Raw genomic sequence first — 14,549 nt, 5'->3', positions numbered from 1 at the left:
GGTTTGCACCGCCATCCGGATGAACAGTTATAATTCTTGGGGTTGTCCCCGCGAGTTACCTGAGTCATACCTCTCCCGCACGAGGGAGGCTCCTACTCAGAACAAGCCGCACACAGTTATAACTTTTTGGGGTTATCCCCGCGAGTTACTTGAGTCATACCTTACTCTTTCATGAGTACCTCCTACTCAAAACAAGCCGCACCTACGAACGAGTTTAAACACACCTCTAGCACCAATGTTGTAAGCACCGTTGAGATCAGCATTAAATCGCTTACCTGAAGGGAAGGTTGCTAGGGAGTATTTTCTTGAATTACGTTTAACCGTGCCGGAACCATCATAGGCTAATTTTGAGGTGTAAGCCGCTACGACCTCTATTACTTTTCCTCCCATTTCAGCCCACTTCATTTCAGTAAAATTGCGAATCAATGCCTTAAGCCATCCGTGAAATCTTTGCCGAAGGTTGGATCGTTTTTTACCACCTCTTGGCTTCCAACCTTTGAGATTCTCAAATACTATAGCTTCAGAATTAAATTGCTCAGCAATCTCAACAATTCGCTTTGAAACAAGGTGACCTATTTGATGATTAATTCTTCGGCATTTTTCATAGGTTTTAGAACAGAATCCTTTGTGAAGTCTGCCTCCTTTCCCCATGGTCTTGGCCGCCCGCATAGACACGGATTTCAGTCGCTGATCTCGACGGTCTATGGTTACGGTCGATGCCCAGTATTACCTGGGGCACCTCCGCTCCAGAACCGTGCGTGAAAGTTTCCCCTCACACGGCTCCTAGATATCTTTTTGGCTCCAGTGTATTTGTTGGTGGCAACTTCGGTGGACAGCCATAAGGTTGTCTTCTCTCTGGTTGCTGTGATTTCCGTCTATGTGATGGAGGTGAATCCTTTCATCATCTACGAATTTCAGTCCACAATGTCCACAGGAATGGTTTTGCCTTTTTAGAGCTTTTGAGGTAGCATCATTATATAATTTGGAGTTTCTCTTGCTCCAGTAAACCATGTCTCCGTCATACGGGGACTTGGTGTCCTTTACATTTACGTGTTGATTTTGTTCATACCCCACAGTTGGAAAGGCTTTCTCGCATAGTTCATTGGCTTTATACCGATTTGTTTTTCTCTCCTTTCTGAACTTCCGGTGTGCGGTATTTTTTACAAACCATAAACTATCTCGGGAGCTACTCATGTCGCAACTTTTGTGGTAATTCCTCCATCCACGTACAATTGGTGCTAGTTTCTTGGCTTTAATTTTGGCTCCATAATTCGAGCTGTTGACCACGGCTTTAATCTTCTTTCGTATATTTCGGTGATTTTCCACTGAGGGAATGCATCGAAATTTTCCGTTTTTCTGGACGCGGAAATTCCACCCCAGGAAGTCAAATCCATTTGTCGTTTTGGTTAGTTTGGTCTTTTCTTCGTTGATTTCCATCCCACGTTCTGTTAGGAAGGCTTTAATCTTCTCTAGAACTTTTTCAGCATTATCTTTTGGCTTAAGAATTATGACCATGTCGTCTGCATATCGTATGCATCTAACTTTGGGGTTTATCTCTTCTATTCCGTTAAGTGCGATGTTGGCAAGAAGTGGGCTGACCACGCCTCCTTGGGGCGTTCCTTGCTCCGGGAATTCCGGATTGATGCCTGCTTTTAGACATCTGAATATCCCTATCTTCAGACCCGCAGGGGCTAGCAATCTATCCATAATGGAGTCGTGGGAGATGCGGTCAAAACACTTCTTGATATCCAGTTCGATTACTCTTTTGTTTATGCCATTTCTATTTGAATTTAGGTTTTGGAATAGCATTTTTTGTGCGTCCTGGGCACATCTGCCAGTTCTAAATCCATAGCTGAAGGCACTGAACGTTGCCTCATGGGCTGGTTCAAGAGCGAATTTTGCTAGACATTGCCATGCTCGGTCTTCAATTGTTGGTACTTTCAACATTCTCGTACCCCCATTTTTCTTGGCTATTGGGATTTCCCTCAAGCCTTGGTGCGTCCAGTTTTCCGCACTGGAGCCTAGTTTTTTAAGTACCTCGAACCTTTCTTTGTAGGTTAGGGAGGATTTCCCGTCTACTCCGGCGGTCCTTTTTCCTTGATTGAGCTGTGTCACTTGACGGATTGCCATTAATTGTGCTGACCGGGACTTCATTATCAGTTTCTGTAGAGACCGAGCTTTCCTCAGGTCGCCAGCTTGAACTGCTTTATAAACTCTTCTTTGTAGGCGGAATAGGTTCTTTTTATGCTGTTTCCAGCTTTCCCCTTTCCAAAGGTCACTATGTTTTGGCATGTGTCTACCCATACTCTTCTCAGATTTGTTTATCTTGATATCCGTCATCAGTTTCCGATGACATCCTACCCGACAGCAGGGATTAGGCTTGGCATAGCTTACTGAGGTTCGACTACTCCTCAGACCTGTTCTTGCTGTCGTTTTTACTCGTTCCATCTGCTGGATTGTTATGACGATTTAGGGCAGTCCACTTTGCCTATCCTCTTCTCAGAGATTACAGCTATCAAGAGAAAAATGCTGTGAGAATTGAGAGGATGAAGTCTCGCATATTAACAGATTGCGGCTTCCCCGTTAGACACTTTTTCAGGACTTTTGCTACTGTTACCCATGTCGTCTCCCCGTTAGCGGCAGTGTGGCTTATCTGTTTCACCTCTGATTCCGCCCTGGTGCCAGCGTCACTCTACAGGTTGCCGCCTGTTCGGTGTGGCCATGATAGGGAGTCACTTGTCTCTTCAAGGGGTGGGTTTTCACCACCATCCTACAGATAGTTAGGATTTTTGGGAATATTCCCGCGAATCCCCCTAGTTTTACCCCTCCTGTTTCAGGAGGCTCTTCCTAGGAACGAGCCGCACTCTCTTCCAGGGTGAACGAATTCACGGTGGATTACAGTGCCGCTATCAGTTACGACTGCTATTGTAGCTGTTGTATTTATCCCTAGATCAACTGCTGTGACATTAGCCTCTGGTTTTCTTTTTTCTGGCTTGCAAATAAATGGAACGGACAAGTGACAGACCCTTTCATTTAAGACCAATGAAGGGGACATCATCTTATTGGATGCCACGAGATGACGCTCTCTTAATCCAGTGATTTGAACGGTAGTCCAAAGCCAATCAGAACCATTGAAAACCTTGATTTCGACTTGGTCATAACCATGCAGCTTGTAGCATTGTCCCTTGTAAAGGGAGGGATAACAGCCACTGTCTGCATTTAGCCTTGGAGGCTTAGCATCCCTTCTTTTTCTGTTGCCCGACTGCCACTCCCGATAACGAGTAACAAAACTACTAACCTGACCAGCGGAAAACGCGATTGCAGCACGACGCAAGTAACTAGGGAATTTGTAGAAGGTTTTATTGAACTGAGGGTATTTAATATTAGGACGTGACCGGGTCTGATGCATTAATTTTTCGACAGCAGGAGTTAGTTGATCTGCCGTTAATTCCCCTAGCTCAGACCAGTGAGTATAAATAATTCCGACCAAGTACCGACAAGCACGACGATAGACTCCAACCGTTTCACTGAGCCGCAGGCGCTGTTCAGGTGTCGGATTAAGTCTCCATTTGTCGGTGCGAATGATCTTGGTCGGTGTTTTCACAATCTCAGTTGCATTGCTAACATATCACTATGTTAACCTATAGTGTTTTATGATGTCAACCACTCTTCGCTCTTTTGCTCACACTGTTTCACTAATCAAAATTCACATAGTGTTCGTAACTAAGTATCGCCATCCAGTAATTACTGGGGATATAGAAGAAGACATTAAAGACTTGATAAAAAGCATTTGCGAAAAAAATGACTGCATCCTTGAGGACGCTAAAGCTGATTTAGGGGCAAATGATCACATTCACCTTTTGATTGACTTAGCTCCTAAGGTATCGATTTCCAAACTTTGCAATACCCTCAAGACAGTAACCAGTAGAGAGATCAGAAAAAGGTATCCAAAAGAACTGGCTCCCTATTACTGGAAACCAGTCTTTTGGAAAAGGGGATTTAGCGCTGTTTCTTGTGGAGGAGCTTCCCTTTCAGTGCTTAAGCAATATATAGAAAATCAGGGCTACGACGATTAATTAGCTTGCTCCTTAACCCCCACCTGAACGTTCGCGTAGCGTGGCCTACGGCCAGGTGGGGGAATGCGTCGCATTTTTGTTCAACAGTACCCAATCAGGGTACTTTTATGTTTGTGAGTAAGCATTTAGCGGTCAGCGGTCAGTGGTCAGCGGTCAGTGGTCAGCGGTCAGTGGTCAGCGGTCAGTGGTCAGCTGAATGCTGAATGCTGAATGCTGAATGCTGAATGCTGATAACTTAACTTATTAGGTAAATTAAATTTTATTCCCCCTACTCCCTATTCCCTGTTCCCTTAAAATTAAAATGCTATAAATGCGTGTCAGAACTCCTACTATTTTACAAATGGAAGCAGTCGAATGCGGAGCCGCTTCCTTAGCTATTATTCTTGGTTACTATAATCGCATTGTGCCCTTAGCTGAACTGCGGATTGAGTGTGGGGTTTCCCGTGATGGCAGCAAAGCTTCTAATCTTATTCTTGCTGCTAGACGTTATGGAATGGTTGCAGATGGCTTTAAAGCAGAACACTTAGAACAACTTCAAGAATTATCTCCCCCCTACATTATCTTTTGGAAGTTCAATCACTTCCTGGTGGTGGAAGGATTCAGCAAACATTGGGTATTTCTCAATGACCCCGCGACCGGTCCCCGGAGGATTTCTTGGGAGGAATTTGATGAGGGGTTTACCGGGATTGTCCTAGTGATGGAACCGGGACCCGACTTTAACAAGGGGGGTCGTAAACCCAGTGTCATCTTAGCCTTGATTGACCGTTTGCAAGGTTCAGTTGGGGCAATTTTATACTGTATTTTGGCAGGATTTCTGTTAGTTCTGCCAGGATTAGCTATCCCAGTGTTCAGTCAGGTGTTTGTGGATGAGATTCTGGTAGAAAATCGCACGGAATGGCTGCGTCCTCTAATTTTAGGGATGATTATTACGACGGTGTTTCAAGGAATTCTGACCCTGCTGCGACTGCGCTATTTACGAAAGCTGAGGATTAAGCTGGCTGTCGGGATGTCCACTCGCTTTATTTGGCATATTCTAAGATTGCCTGTCAGATTTTATGCTCAACGATATGCCGGGGAAATTAGCAATCGTGCCAGTCTCAATAATAAAGTGGGTCAGGTGCTATCTGGACAATTGGCAACTACAGTAATTGATACGGTGATGATAGTGTTCTACGCTGTGGTGATGTTTGCCTATGATGGAGTACTGACCTTAATTGGTATCTGTTTTTCTGCTATCAATGGCTTGGCCTTGCAGTGGGTAGCCAGACAGCGGGTGGATGCTAATATGCGCTTAGTCCAAGATTGGGGGAAAGCTGCGGGGGTAAGTATTGCAGCCCTCCAGAGTATGGAAACCTTGAAAGCATCAGCCTTGGAGTCGGATTTCTTTTCCCGCTGGTCTGGTTATTATGCCAAAGCTGCGATCGCTGAGCAAGAGTTGGAAGTCACAAACCAGATGTTGGGGGTTTTGCCCATATTACTAACCTCCTTAACCTCGATGTTGATTTTAGTGGTTGGGGGTTGGCGGGTGATGGATGGAAACCTCACCATTGGGATGTTGGTGGCGTTTCAAAGTTTAATGATCAGTTTTCAACAACCTGTTAATACCTTGGTAGATTTCGGGAGTACCCTCCAGGAATTAGAAGGGGACTTAAATCGTTTAGATGATGTGTTGGGTAATTCCCTGGATTCGGAAGTGGAGAGAGAGGGAGAGAGGGAGAGAGGGAGATGGGGAGATGGGGAGGTGGATGAATTGAACTCACGACCGAGAGCTGCAAGCCCCCTAAATCCCCCAATTCTGGGGGACTTTAACTCAAGAACCCCCCAGTATTGGGGGGCTAGGGGGGCGGGGGACTTTAACTCAATTTCCCCCCAAAATTGGGGGGCTAGGGGGGCGAAACTTCCTGTAATCGAAAATCTAAACGGTTATGTGGAGTTACGGGATGTTACGTTTGGTTACTCCCATGTAGACCCGCCATTGATTGAGAACTTCAGTCTATCCTTGCAACCAGGACAACGGGTGGCTTTAGTTGGTGCCAGTGGTTCGGGGAAATCTACCCTGGCTAAACTGATCTGTGGACTTTATCAACCTTGGGAAGGGGAGATTCTCTTGGATGGGACTCCTAGACGGGAAATTCCCCGAGAGGTCTTGGCCAGTTCTTTATCACTGGTGGAACAGGATATCTTTCTGTTTGGTGGGACGGTGCGGGATAATTTAACTTTATGGAATGCTACAGTAACCGATCAGCAATTAGTCCAAGCTTGTGAAGATGCGGTTATCCATGAAGCAGTCATGGCAATTCCGGGGGGATATGACGGGGAATTGCTGGAAGGGGGTGTTAATTTAAGTGGCGGACAGCGACAACGGTTGGAAATTGCCCGGGCATTGGTGAAAAATCCCGCAATTTTGGTGATGGATGAAGCGACTTCTGCGTTGGATGCCCAGACAGAACAAATGATTGTGTCAAATTTGCGATCGCGTCAGTGTAGTTGTATTTTGGTAGCCCACCGCTTGAGTACCATTCGAGATTGTGATGAGATTATTGTGCTGGAAGGGGGTAAGGTAGTGCAGCGGGGAACTCACGAAGAATTGTGGGAGGAAGGGGGAGTTTATCAGAGATTGATTCGTTCAGAAGGGTGATCGGCTAAGCATTAGTTACATATTTTGTAATACATATTTTGTAACAATTTTGAAACCCTTGTCTGTCAATGTTCGCCAGGATTGATCTTCCAACTAATAAGCGGGTTTATATTTGAGATGTCAACCTAGGAGGTATTTTTTGATTTTCAAATAACACTCCGGACCCCTTTACCATCTTGCCTTTTGGATCTTATATGCAAGCAAATTTGGAAATTCGTGTGTTGACAACCCAGATAAAAACGCTATAACGATGGGAATTTTTTATGGAATTATTTCTAATTGTTACCGAAATCATGCCCACGCCTACTGTAGTCTAATATAGAAAAGGTTACTAGACCAAATAATCATGGCGACTAAAATCATGACTACTATTAGTAATGAAACGTGCAATCGATCTCAGAAGCCGAAACCATCCCCAGAAAAGAAACCGGCGGAGGTTAAGGAACTGCAAGCACTGACTATGGCAGAACTCGATGCCATCGCTGGGGCAGGAATCGAATTGAACCACAATGAAACAGTGGTGAAGTTTCCCAATCTATCTCAGAAGCCGAAACCATTCCCGGAACAGAAACCGGCTGAGGTTAAGGAACTGCAAGCACTGACTATGGCTGAACTCGATGCCATCGCTGGGGCAGGAAGAGCCGACTGGAACCACAATGAAACAGTGGTGAAGTTTCCCAATCAGCCTACCAAGCCGAAACCATCCCCAGAAAAGAAACTGGCGGAGGTTAAGGAACTGCAAGCACTGACTATGGCCGAACTCGATGCCATCGCTGGGGCGCGACTCTCATTGAACCACAATGAAACAGTGGTGAAGTTTGCCTAACTTAGGGAATTCCTAAGCTTCTATCCTTTCCAAGGTCTGGAGAGTAATCCATGATAGACAACTTAAAACAAACCATTCAGCACATGGATCGCCTCCAGGCTGAACAACGTTACTCTGAAGCAGAAGCCCTATGTCATCAAACCATTAACGATTTACCATCCTCAGAACAAGGGTGCATCGTCCAGGTAAGCTTGCAAAACCGCCTCGCCTTAATTCTAGAAGCCCAGTCTCGCTACCAGCAAGCCCTGACTGCAGTGCATTCCGCACAGAAAATCTTAGAGACAATTAAAGCCAGTCTATCCCCCGCCATTGCTCTTTCCTTGGAAATAACTACTTTATCTACCCTTGGCACTCTTCAACGCATTCAAGGGAATTATGCTGAGGCAGAACAAACTTACCAGCGGGCAATTGAACTGATAGAAACCGAAGGCACAGAACAGTATCAATCTAAAAGGATTCAGCTAGCCAATAATTTAGCAATTGTCTATAAATACTGGGGCAAATTTGATGCAGCGGAACGGCTCTATCAGCAAACATTAGCCACCTTGGAATCACAATACGGCAACCACCACCGTGATATCGCCACAGTTTATCATAACCTGGCAGGACTCCATCATGCCCGTGGAGACTATCAAACTGCAGAAAATTGGGCACGTCAATCCTATCAACTCCACTTAGAACTATTTGGTTCCCACCATCCTAAAACCATTGCGGATGGAGCAGCGTTAGGTTCCATTTTACACGGATTACAGCAATGGGATGAAGCGATTACTTACTTTGAAACAGCCATTACTTTCTTTGAGCAACAGTTTGGTTCAGTTCACTACGATGTTGCTGTTAATCTCAATAATCTCGCAGCATCTGAGCAAGCTAAGGGGAATTTATCCCAAGCAGAACAAGCCTATCGACGAGCTTTAGAAATTAAGACTCAACTGTTAGGTGAATCCCATCCTGAACTTGCTATCACGTTAAATAATCTGGCATCGGTTCTGAAACAAAAAGGGAAAACTAAGCAAGCCAAGGAGTTTTTTGAGCAAGCACGAGCAATTTTTGCAGCTACCCTAGGGGAGGATCATCCTAACACTCAAATTTGTCAGGATAATATTAATTTGTAAGCAGTCAGCCGTCAGCTATCAGCCGTTGGCCGTTGGGTGCATCTCATCTTTGTAAAAACATCATTAATAAAGCATCCCATTTAGGTAAGCACAGCGTAAAGAAAGAATCTGAGGAACATTTTCAATATTCCATTGTGAACCTGATAGTTTAACTCGCATTCCTATTTGCTTAATTCCCGATTCAATTGCTCCTGAGCCTAGGGAGCTTATTCTTTCTTTTTGATAGTATTCATAGTTGATTATTCGCTTCTTATGAGTTTCTATATAGTTACAAAAATTTTGTGCTACTTTCTTTTTTAATACCGACGGTGCGCGTTCCCTAGCGCTTTGAAAAAGCGCGGGGTCGCACCGCTAAATAAATCTAAAGTCTCTGCCACTTTTCCTGACCAGAGGAGCTTTTCTCCCTGTTGTAAACGTTTCAAGGAACCTCCCACTTTATAAAGATTTTCTTTAAGATGATACCAATCCAATATTTCTCTGTGTTGATGCAGTCGCTCATGGGGGGAACCCCCAAGACCGCGCTGCATCGCTTCTTTGATCCGGTTCTCCCAGGTCTTCAAATACATTCCAAATTCCTTGATGACCATCACCTGTACAAAAGAACGGGTTGAGAAGTTTTTGACTATTTATCCAATCTATTAAAACCTGATTTTCTTGAATATTGCTCCTATATATGTTCCATTCAAACACACAGCTTTATAATCTTTACATTCACAGGGTTTACCCTTTTCCTCTGTACGTAACCTTATTTTTCCTGCATCTAAGCTTACTTCTTGTATTCCTAATCTAGATTCTGGTAAATCTAGCTCCTGCTTTTTAACTAATCTATGTAATGTACTATGTGAAATTTTGATTCCCGTCATTGCCCAGAAATCTTCCTCTGCTCTCTTATAAGATTCATTGGCACAGATAAGCAAAGCATTTTTTTCCAGTTTTGGACTTAATTGACTATAAGGGTTTAACTCAAAATAATCGGCCTGTTTATCAGTGATTTCTACTTCTCCTACTATCGTTTTTATTCGGCGAGCTCTACCAATTTTTACTTGACTGACTTCTGAAAAAAAAACTTAGCTATCTCTGGGGAAACTTCTTCTTGGATATAGTCTCTTAGGGTCGTTTCTAGATCCTCAAATCTTTGCTTATTTCCTGGGGGTGTGTGGCGATATAAAAGTTTAGCAACAGCTTTTAAATGTTCTTTTAGCTCTTGTTTTTATTCTGGACTCAAGTTCATGACTTTCAGTCATTATTAAAAATTGAACACTTTCAATAATATCATGATTTTGGTATTTTTGCAAAACTGAGATGCACCCTCAGCTTTCCTATATTTGACCTATCTTTTTTTCTCTCTGATGGCTGTATCTTCTGCTACATATACCTTTCCCCTACCTCTGTCGCCCTGCTAGATACTCATCTCTCATATCCCTCAAATATATTTCAATATATCCCCAAATCCCTCAAATATATTTCAAATAACAAGTTCCTATAGTTGTTATATCCTCCGCCTATAATGGATTCTAGTTCTCCGTTTTTGAGTTTGGTTAGGTTGGTTTGTGGTGCTGATTCTAGTTCTCCCTCTTTGTGGTTGTTCGCTTGTTTTATTTTGTTGAGGTTGTTCTTCATTTTTGGTTTATTGTAAGATACCAACCTAATATACCATATATAAATATATAATGTCATGTCTTTGGTTTATTCAGATAATTCCCAGATACCAGAAATAACCTTTGTCCTACCGATGACCACCTAACCACCCTAATTCAGATACCAGAAATATTTGTCCTACCGATGTCGTAATTCCCACAAGCGCCCAAGGTCATTCCCCAGGAGCTGGACTAACCAAAGCAAACCAACCTGGCAAACCAAAACAGTGGTGAAGTTGCATCCCCTCAAAAGAAACTTGCCTTGGTCAGGGAACTGCAAACACTCACCATCGCCGAACTAGATGCGATCGCGCTGTGCGGGATTGCCCTAAAGCAACCACAATGAAACGATGGTTAGGTTTGCCATAGGAGCGCGAATTCCCAACACATGGATCGCCGACCGGCTGAACAACGTTACTCTGAAGCAGAAGCCCTATGTGATCAAACCATTAAAGATTTACCTAACTCTCAACAAGGCTGCATCGTCCAGGTAAGCTGGCCAAACCGCCTCGCCTCAATTCGTAAAGCCCAGTCTCGCTACCAGCAAGCCCTGACCGCAGTGGATTCGGCCTCACGGGGTGACAACAAAGCTCAAACCTAGATAGGTGTTAGGTTTTAGGTTTTAGGTGTTGGGTAAAATGAGCGCATCGGAGTCATTTGTATTTGCCAGCAATTGAAGCAATTTTCACGCATACTTCGTCAATGATAGTTTTAATCAATCCATCCCGCTTGGGCAATCTTTCCGCTTCACCTAACCCCTAAAACCTAACCCCTGTAAGATTTTAAATTAGCTTGTCATCCCCTGAGATGATCTGATCTAGATAGTGAATCCAATCTGTACCGTTGTGGCAGTTTCAAAACTGCCCTACTGATCAGTGTAGGAAGTTAATCATAGCTATACACTGATCAGTGTAGGAAGTATGTCAAAGCTGAATTACTAACTCAAAGGTGATTTAAATGGCTAGAATCAAAATAGAAAAACTAACCGAGAAATCAACCAAAGATTCATCAGGAAGGGGTAACACCTTATTAGCCTTGACTGACGACGAGTTAACCAAGGTGTGCGGTGGTGGTTTTATACGTAACGGCAATGATAGTCTTGATTCGATAACGGCTATTGTGCCGACTCTACCTTAACAGTCTGTCTGGCAAGCAGAAAAGCACCAGACAGAAAAGTTCATGTAGGGTGGGCAGTGCACCAGACAGATAATGAAGCTTGCAAACCGCGTTGGTAGGCACTGCCCACCCTACGATTAATCACAATGGTGCAAGATCTCAGTAATACTCATCGACCCAATCGAGTTGAACCCAGAGCAAAAATCAACTAATCAGAACTCCCAAACGAATACAAGAATCTCTATTAGAACCATTGGAACAAATCACTCCACCAACTGCTCTGATCTACTTCATCTACTTCATCACCGCAACTGCATCCACAGTTAAAATCATAACAACTGTTCGCACCGCTTTTCGGGATACGTCCGCCGAAGCCCCTGTCACCATAACCACCTCCATCACGTCCACCTATTATCACCTCAAGCTCTTCCAATTCGAGTGGCTGAAGCTGTCGCAGTTTATTAATTTGAGTTTTGTCTAGATGAATTTGTCTTTGAGTGTTTTTCACTGAAATACCTCAACTTGATGAGGAAAATATATGGTATTAGAAACAGTTTAGCACGACTTTTTTTTATTGCCCACAGAAAGCGAAACTTAAGCACAATTTTAATAAAAAATATGGTTTTTGACCCAGATTATGCTGGTAATTGTTATAATTTGTATTTAATAAATTTAACTTTAGTTAAAATAAGTTAATATTTTAATTGGGTTTACTAGATATTGTAAAATTCAGGACATTTTTAATCTCCTGGTATATGACCGAAAAAGCCCTGAGGGAACTCGCCTCAATCCTCAATCCCACCACCAACATTCCCGAAGGCGAAACTCCCCTGTTAATTGCTGTGGGTGCTATCGGCAAAGCTTTAGGGATAACCATTCGTCCTCCTGCTAAATCAGAAAATGCCAATACCCTAGACGCGATCGCACGCGCTTCTGGTTTCCGGACCCGTCGAGTCACCCTCACGGCTAACTGGTGGAAAACAGATTGTGGTCCCCTGCTGGCTTTTACTAAGGAAGAAAACCAATCTGAGAGTTTAGAGGGTTGAGGTTTGGAGGGAGTAATTGGCTGAGTTGCGGGTTGCTGAGATGGCCAATTATTTCTTTTTAACTTCATCGTCTTAGCTTGGTTTCATTTTTTTTAATGTGTTGAACTAATGTTCATTAGTTATTTATCATTATCTAATATAGCAAGTCTTATACCCATGAGGTACAAATCTCTGGTTTTTAGGGAGCAGGGAGCAGGGAGCAGGGAGCAGGGAAGAATGAAGAGGGAAGAGGGAAGAGGGAAGAGGGAAGAGGGAAGAGGGAAGAGAGAAAAAATCATGTGTACCTCATAGCTATGATAAACGCTATAAATTACCAAAAGACGGTGTAGGAGTAATGGATAGAGGATTGGCTGGATTAAATTTTATTGAAAAATTAGTGCAAGCCGATAAATATTTTGTTGGGCGAATTAATAATAATTGGAAGTTAGAGTTTGATTCAGAAACAGAACTAATAAAAATTGGTTCATCAAAAGAGGCAAAAGCTTATAGAGTGATTAATTTTTGTGATTTAGAAACGAAAACTGAATTTCGGTTAGTCACCAATTTACAAAGTCATGGAGATGGAGACGAAACCTTAGAATAGTGGAGCCTTTATGGTTGGTCGGCTATGGGAAAAGGGTTAAAACTGTTGTTATAAGGCGACCCTATTCTTACGGTAACTTTAAGAAGCAGTTAAGGATGATGATATTAGGGATATTTATCGATTAATATGGGGAGTTGAATTGTTGCGGTGCGACCCCGGTCGGGAAACCCGACCTAGGGAAAGCGCACCAAGACAATGGAAATTTTTAAAGATGCACCTAAAGTTGGATAGGTTGATCACCAAAATATTAATGGTATTGCCATACAAATTTATGCATTTCTCATTGCTTATCTAATTTTAAAAGTTATCTATGTTCCTAAAGAATGGGGTGAAAAAATATTAGATAAATTTCGCTATTTACAAGCATGTATGTGTCAAAAAATAAGTTATGTGCATTGGATGGAAGATATTATGAAATCTTGACAATTGGATCATTGATAGGACAATTATATCTCTATATGTAAAGTTTGATTACGACATTCAACATTTCTGGACTTTATGGTGGGTTACCCAAACGAAAAACTGCCCGTCCTACTGCTGAAAGAATTCTGGCTGCGTTCAAGGAAATTACCTTGGTAGTAATTGAGGTAAAAAATGAAGTTTATACCCATTTGACTGCTCTTTCTCCTTTACAGCAGCGTCTTCTTGTTCTACTTGGGTTTTCAACTACTATTTATACTCAACTTGATGGTCAATCTTTTACTCCTGAGTAGCCTTTCTTATAACTCCCGAAAAAATGGGCAAACCGGGAGTTTCAACTTTCAACTTTCAACAAACCTTCAAACTGCCATGCCCCGTTCCACAGCAGATCGCTGCTGCATTGTCTCGACCCAACGTTTGAGGTGGGGATGGTTATCTAGGGTGACTCCCAAATACTCATAGACAGCTACCCAAGGATAGGTAGCTATGTCGGCAATGGAGTAGTCTCCAACAATGAATTCCTGTTTTCCTAATTGCTGATCTAAGACACCAAACAGACGTAGGGTTTCTTTTTTATAGCGATCGATAGCATAGGGAATCTGTTCTGGAGCAAAGCGTCGGAAGTGACTCAGTTGACCAAACATTGGTCCAACGCTTGCCATCTGGAACATTAGCCATTCAATCACTTGTATTCTTGCTGCTGTATCGGTTGGCAATAACTTGGCTGTCTTTTCTGCCAAATAAATTAGAATTGCTCCTGACTCGAAAACTTTGATACCAGTATCCTGGTCAATGATAGCAGGAATTTTACTATTGGGATTGATTGCTACATATTCGGGAGTAAACTGTTCTCCCTTGGTTATGTCAATTTTGTGAACGGTGTAGGGAAGTCCTACTTCTTCGAGCATGATGGCAGGTTTACGTCCGTTAGGTGTGGAAAAGGTATATAGGTCAATCATGATTATTTTATAGCAACTCTCAATTGGGTGATGGACTTTTCTTCACCTAGAGTGTTGGACGACGAAAACTCGCCTTTAGTTTGATACACTTCACCTAGTGTTGCACATTGTTAAATGTTTTGAGTAGCACGAC

14 protein-coding genes and 3 pseudogenes are annotated in these 14,549 nt (G+C 43.0%); 10 read left to right on the top strand and 7 right to left on the bottom strand.

The features are described from left to right. Positions 1-201: 201 nt before the first annotated feature. From F6J99_RS30165 to F6J99_RS30155, 3 genes and pseudogenes are all read right to left on the bottom strand, one after another. Positions 202-705 (bottom strand): annotated as a pseudogene (locus F6J99_RS30165) (IS200/IS605 family accessory protein TnpB-related protein); the annotation flags it as partial. A 78-nt stretch (positions 706-783) separates the two neighbouring features. After that, on the bottom strand, positions 784-2,304 hold the full coding sequence (locus F6J99_RS30160; RefSeq protein WP_293118429.1) for a reverse transcriptase domain-containing protein: 1,521 nt from the start codon (positions 2,302-2,304) through the stop codon (positions 784-786). A 529-nt stretch (positions 2,305-2,833) separates the two neighbouring features. Beyond that, positions 2,834-3,604, bottom strand: coding sequence for a transposase (locus F6J99_RS30155; protein ID WP_293118427.1), 771 nt, complete (start codon positions 3,602-3,604; stop codon positions 2,834-2,836). 49 nt (positions 3,605-3,653) lie between these two features. Between F6J99_RS30155 and tnpA the strand changes: the two genes are divergently transcribed. The 4 genes from tnpA (at position 3,654) to F6J99_RS30135 (ending at position 8,655) form a co-directional block, all read left to right on the top strand. Beyond that, a complete protein-coding gene (tnpA, locus tag F6J99_RS30150; RefSeq protein ID WP_293118425.1) occupies positions 3,654-4,076 on the top strand; it encodes an IS200/IS605 family transposase in 423 nt (140 codons plus the stop codon). 310 nt (positions 4,077-4,386) lie between these two features. After that, positions 4,387-6,714 (top strand): NHLP family bacteriocin export ABC transporter peptidase/permease/ATPase subunit, encoded by a 2,328-nt coding sequence (locus F6J99_RS30145; RefSeq protein WP_293118423.1) that lies wholly within the window; start codon positions 4,387-4,389, stop codon positions 6,712-6,714. A 361-nt stretch (positions 6,715-7,075) separates the two neighbouring features. Then, a complete protein-coding gene (locus F6J99_RS30140) occupies positions 7,076-7,540 on the top strand; it encodes a hypothetical protein (RefSeq protein WP_293118421.1) in 465 nt (154 codons plus the stop codon). Between the two features lie 50 nt (positions 7,541-7,590). Further along, a complete protein-coding gene (locus F6J99_RS30135) occupies positions 7,591-8,655 on the top strand; it encodes a tetratricopeptide repeat protein (RefSeq protein ID WP_293118419.1) in 1,065 nt (354 codons plus the stop codon). A 63-nt stretch (positions 8,656-8,718) separates the two neighbouring features. On the opposite strand, the pseudogene F6J99_RS30130 reads toward F6J99_RS30135, so the two are convergent. Beyond that, a pseudogene (locus tag F6J99_RS30130) lies at positions 8,719-9,886 on the bottom strand (ISKra4 family transposase). A 794-nt stretch (positions 9,887-10,680) separates the two neighbouring features. Here F6J99_RS30130 and F6J99_RS30125 point away from each other — a divergent pair. Beyond that, positions 10,681-10,893: a hypothetical protein gene (locus F6J99_RS30125; protein WP_293118417.1), complete on the top strand. Its 213-nt coding sequence runs from the start codon at positions 10,681-10,683 to the stop codon at positions 10,891-10,893. 356 nt (positions 10,894-11,249) lie between these two features. Next, the gene (locus F6J99_RS30120) at positions 11,250-11,429 is read left to right on the top strand and encodes a hypothetical protein (protein WP_293118415.1); all 180 of its coding nucleotides are present in this window, start codon (positions 11,250-11,252) and stop codon (positions 11,427-11,429) included. Between the two features lie 223 nt (positions 11,430-11,652). On the opposite strand, the gene F6J99_RS30115 is transcribed toward F6J99_RS30120, so the two are convergent. Continuing rightward, positions 11,653-11,916, bottom strand: coding sequence for a hypothetical protein (locus tag F6J99_RS30115; RefSeq protein WP_293118413.1), 264 nt, complete (start codon positions 11,914-11,916; stop codon positions 11,653-11,655). A 247-nt stretch (positions 11,917-12,163) separates the two neighbouring features. On the opposite strand from F6J99_RS30115, the gene F6J99_RS30110 reads away from it, so the two are divergent. Beyond that, positions 12,164-12,454, top strand: coding sequence for a hypothetical protein (locus F6J99_RS30110; RefSeq protein ID WP_293118411.1), 291 nt, complete (start codon positions 12,164-12,166; stop codon positions 12,452-12,454). Between the two features lie 119 nt (positions 12,455-12,573). Here the strand turns inward: F6J99_RS30110 and F6J99_RS30105 are convergent, their stop codons facing one another. Then, positions 12,574-12,732: a hypothetical protein gene (locus tag F6J99_RS30105; RefSeq protein ID WP_293118409.1), complete on the bottom strand. Its 159-nt coding sequence runs from the start codon at positions 12,730-12,732 to the stop codon at positions 12,574-12,576. Positions 12,733-12,788: 56 nt separating this feature from the next. Here F6J99_RS30105 and F6J99_RS30100 point away from each other — a divergent pair, with 56 nt between their 5' ends. From F6J99_RS30100 to F6J99_RS30090, 3 genes and pseudogenes are all read left to right on the top strand, one after another. After that, on the top strand, positions 12,789-13,037 hold the full coding sequence (locus tag F6J99_RS30100) for a hypothetical protein (RefSeq protein WP_293118407.1): 249 nt from the start codon (positions 12,789-12,791) through the stop codon (positions 13,035-13,037). Between the two features lie 88 nt (positions 13,038-13,125). Beyond that, positions 13,126-13,460 (top strand): annotated as a pseudogene (locus F6J99_RS30095) (hypothetical protein); the annotation flags it as partial. Positions 13,461-13,504: 44 nt separating this feature from the next. Beyond that, the gene (locus tag F6J99_RS30090) at positions 13,505-13,750 is read left to right on the top strand and encodes a hypothetical protein (RefSeq protein WP_293118405.1); all 246 of its coding nucleotides are present in this window, start codon (positions 13,505-13,507) and stop codon (positions 13,748-13,750) included. Positions 13,751-13,816: 66 nt separating this feature from the next. Here F6J99_RS30090 and F6J99_RS30085 read toward each other — a convergent pair whose 3' ends face one another. Further along, positions 13,817-14,416 (bottom strand): glutathione S-transferase N-terminal domain-containing protein, encoded by a 600-nt coding sequence (locus F6J99_RS30085; protein ID WP_293118403.1) that lies wholly within the window; start codon positions 14,414-14,416, stop codon positions 13,817-13,819. Between the last annotated feature and the right edge of the window lie 133 nt (positions 14,417-14,549).

The sequence above is a fragment of the Moorena sp. SIO4G3 genome, assembly GCF_010692305.1.
Taxonomy (GTDB): Bacteria; Cyanobacteriota; Cyanobacteriia; order Cyanobacteriales; family Coleofasciculaceae; genus Moorena; species Moorena producens_A.
Note: the sequence above shows the minus strand (reverse complement) of the source record. Positions and strands in the feature narration are given on the sequence as shown.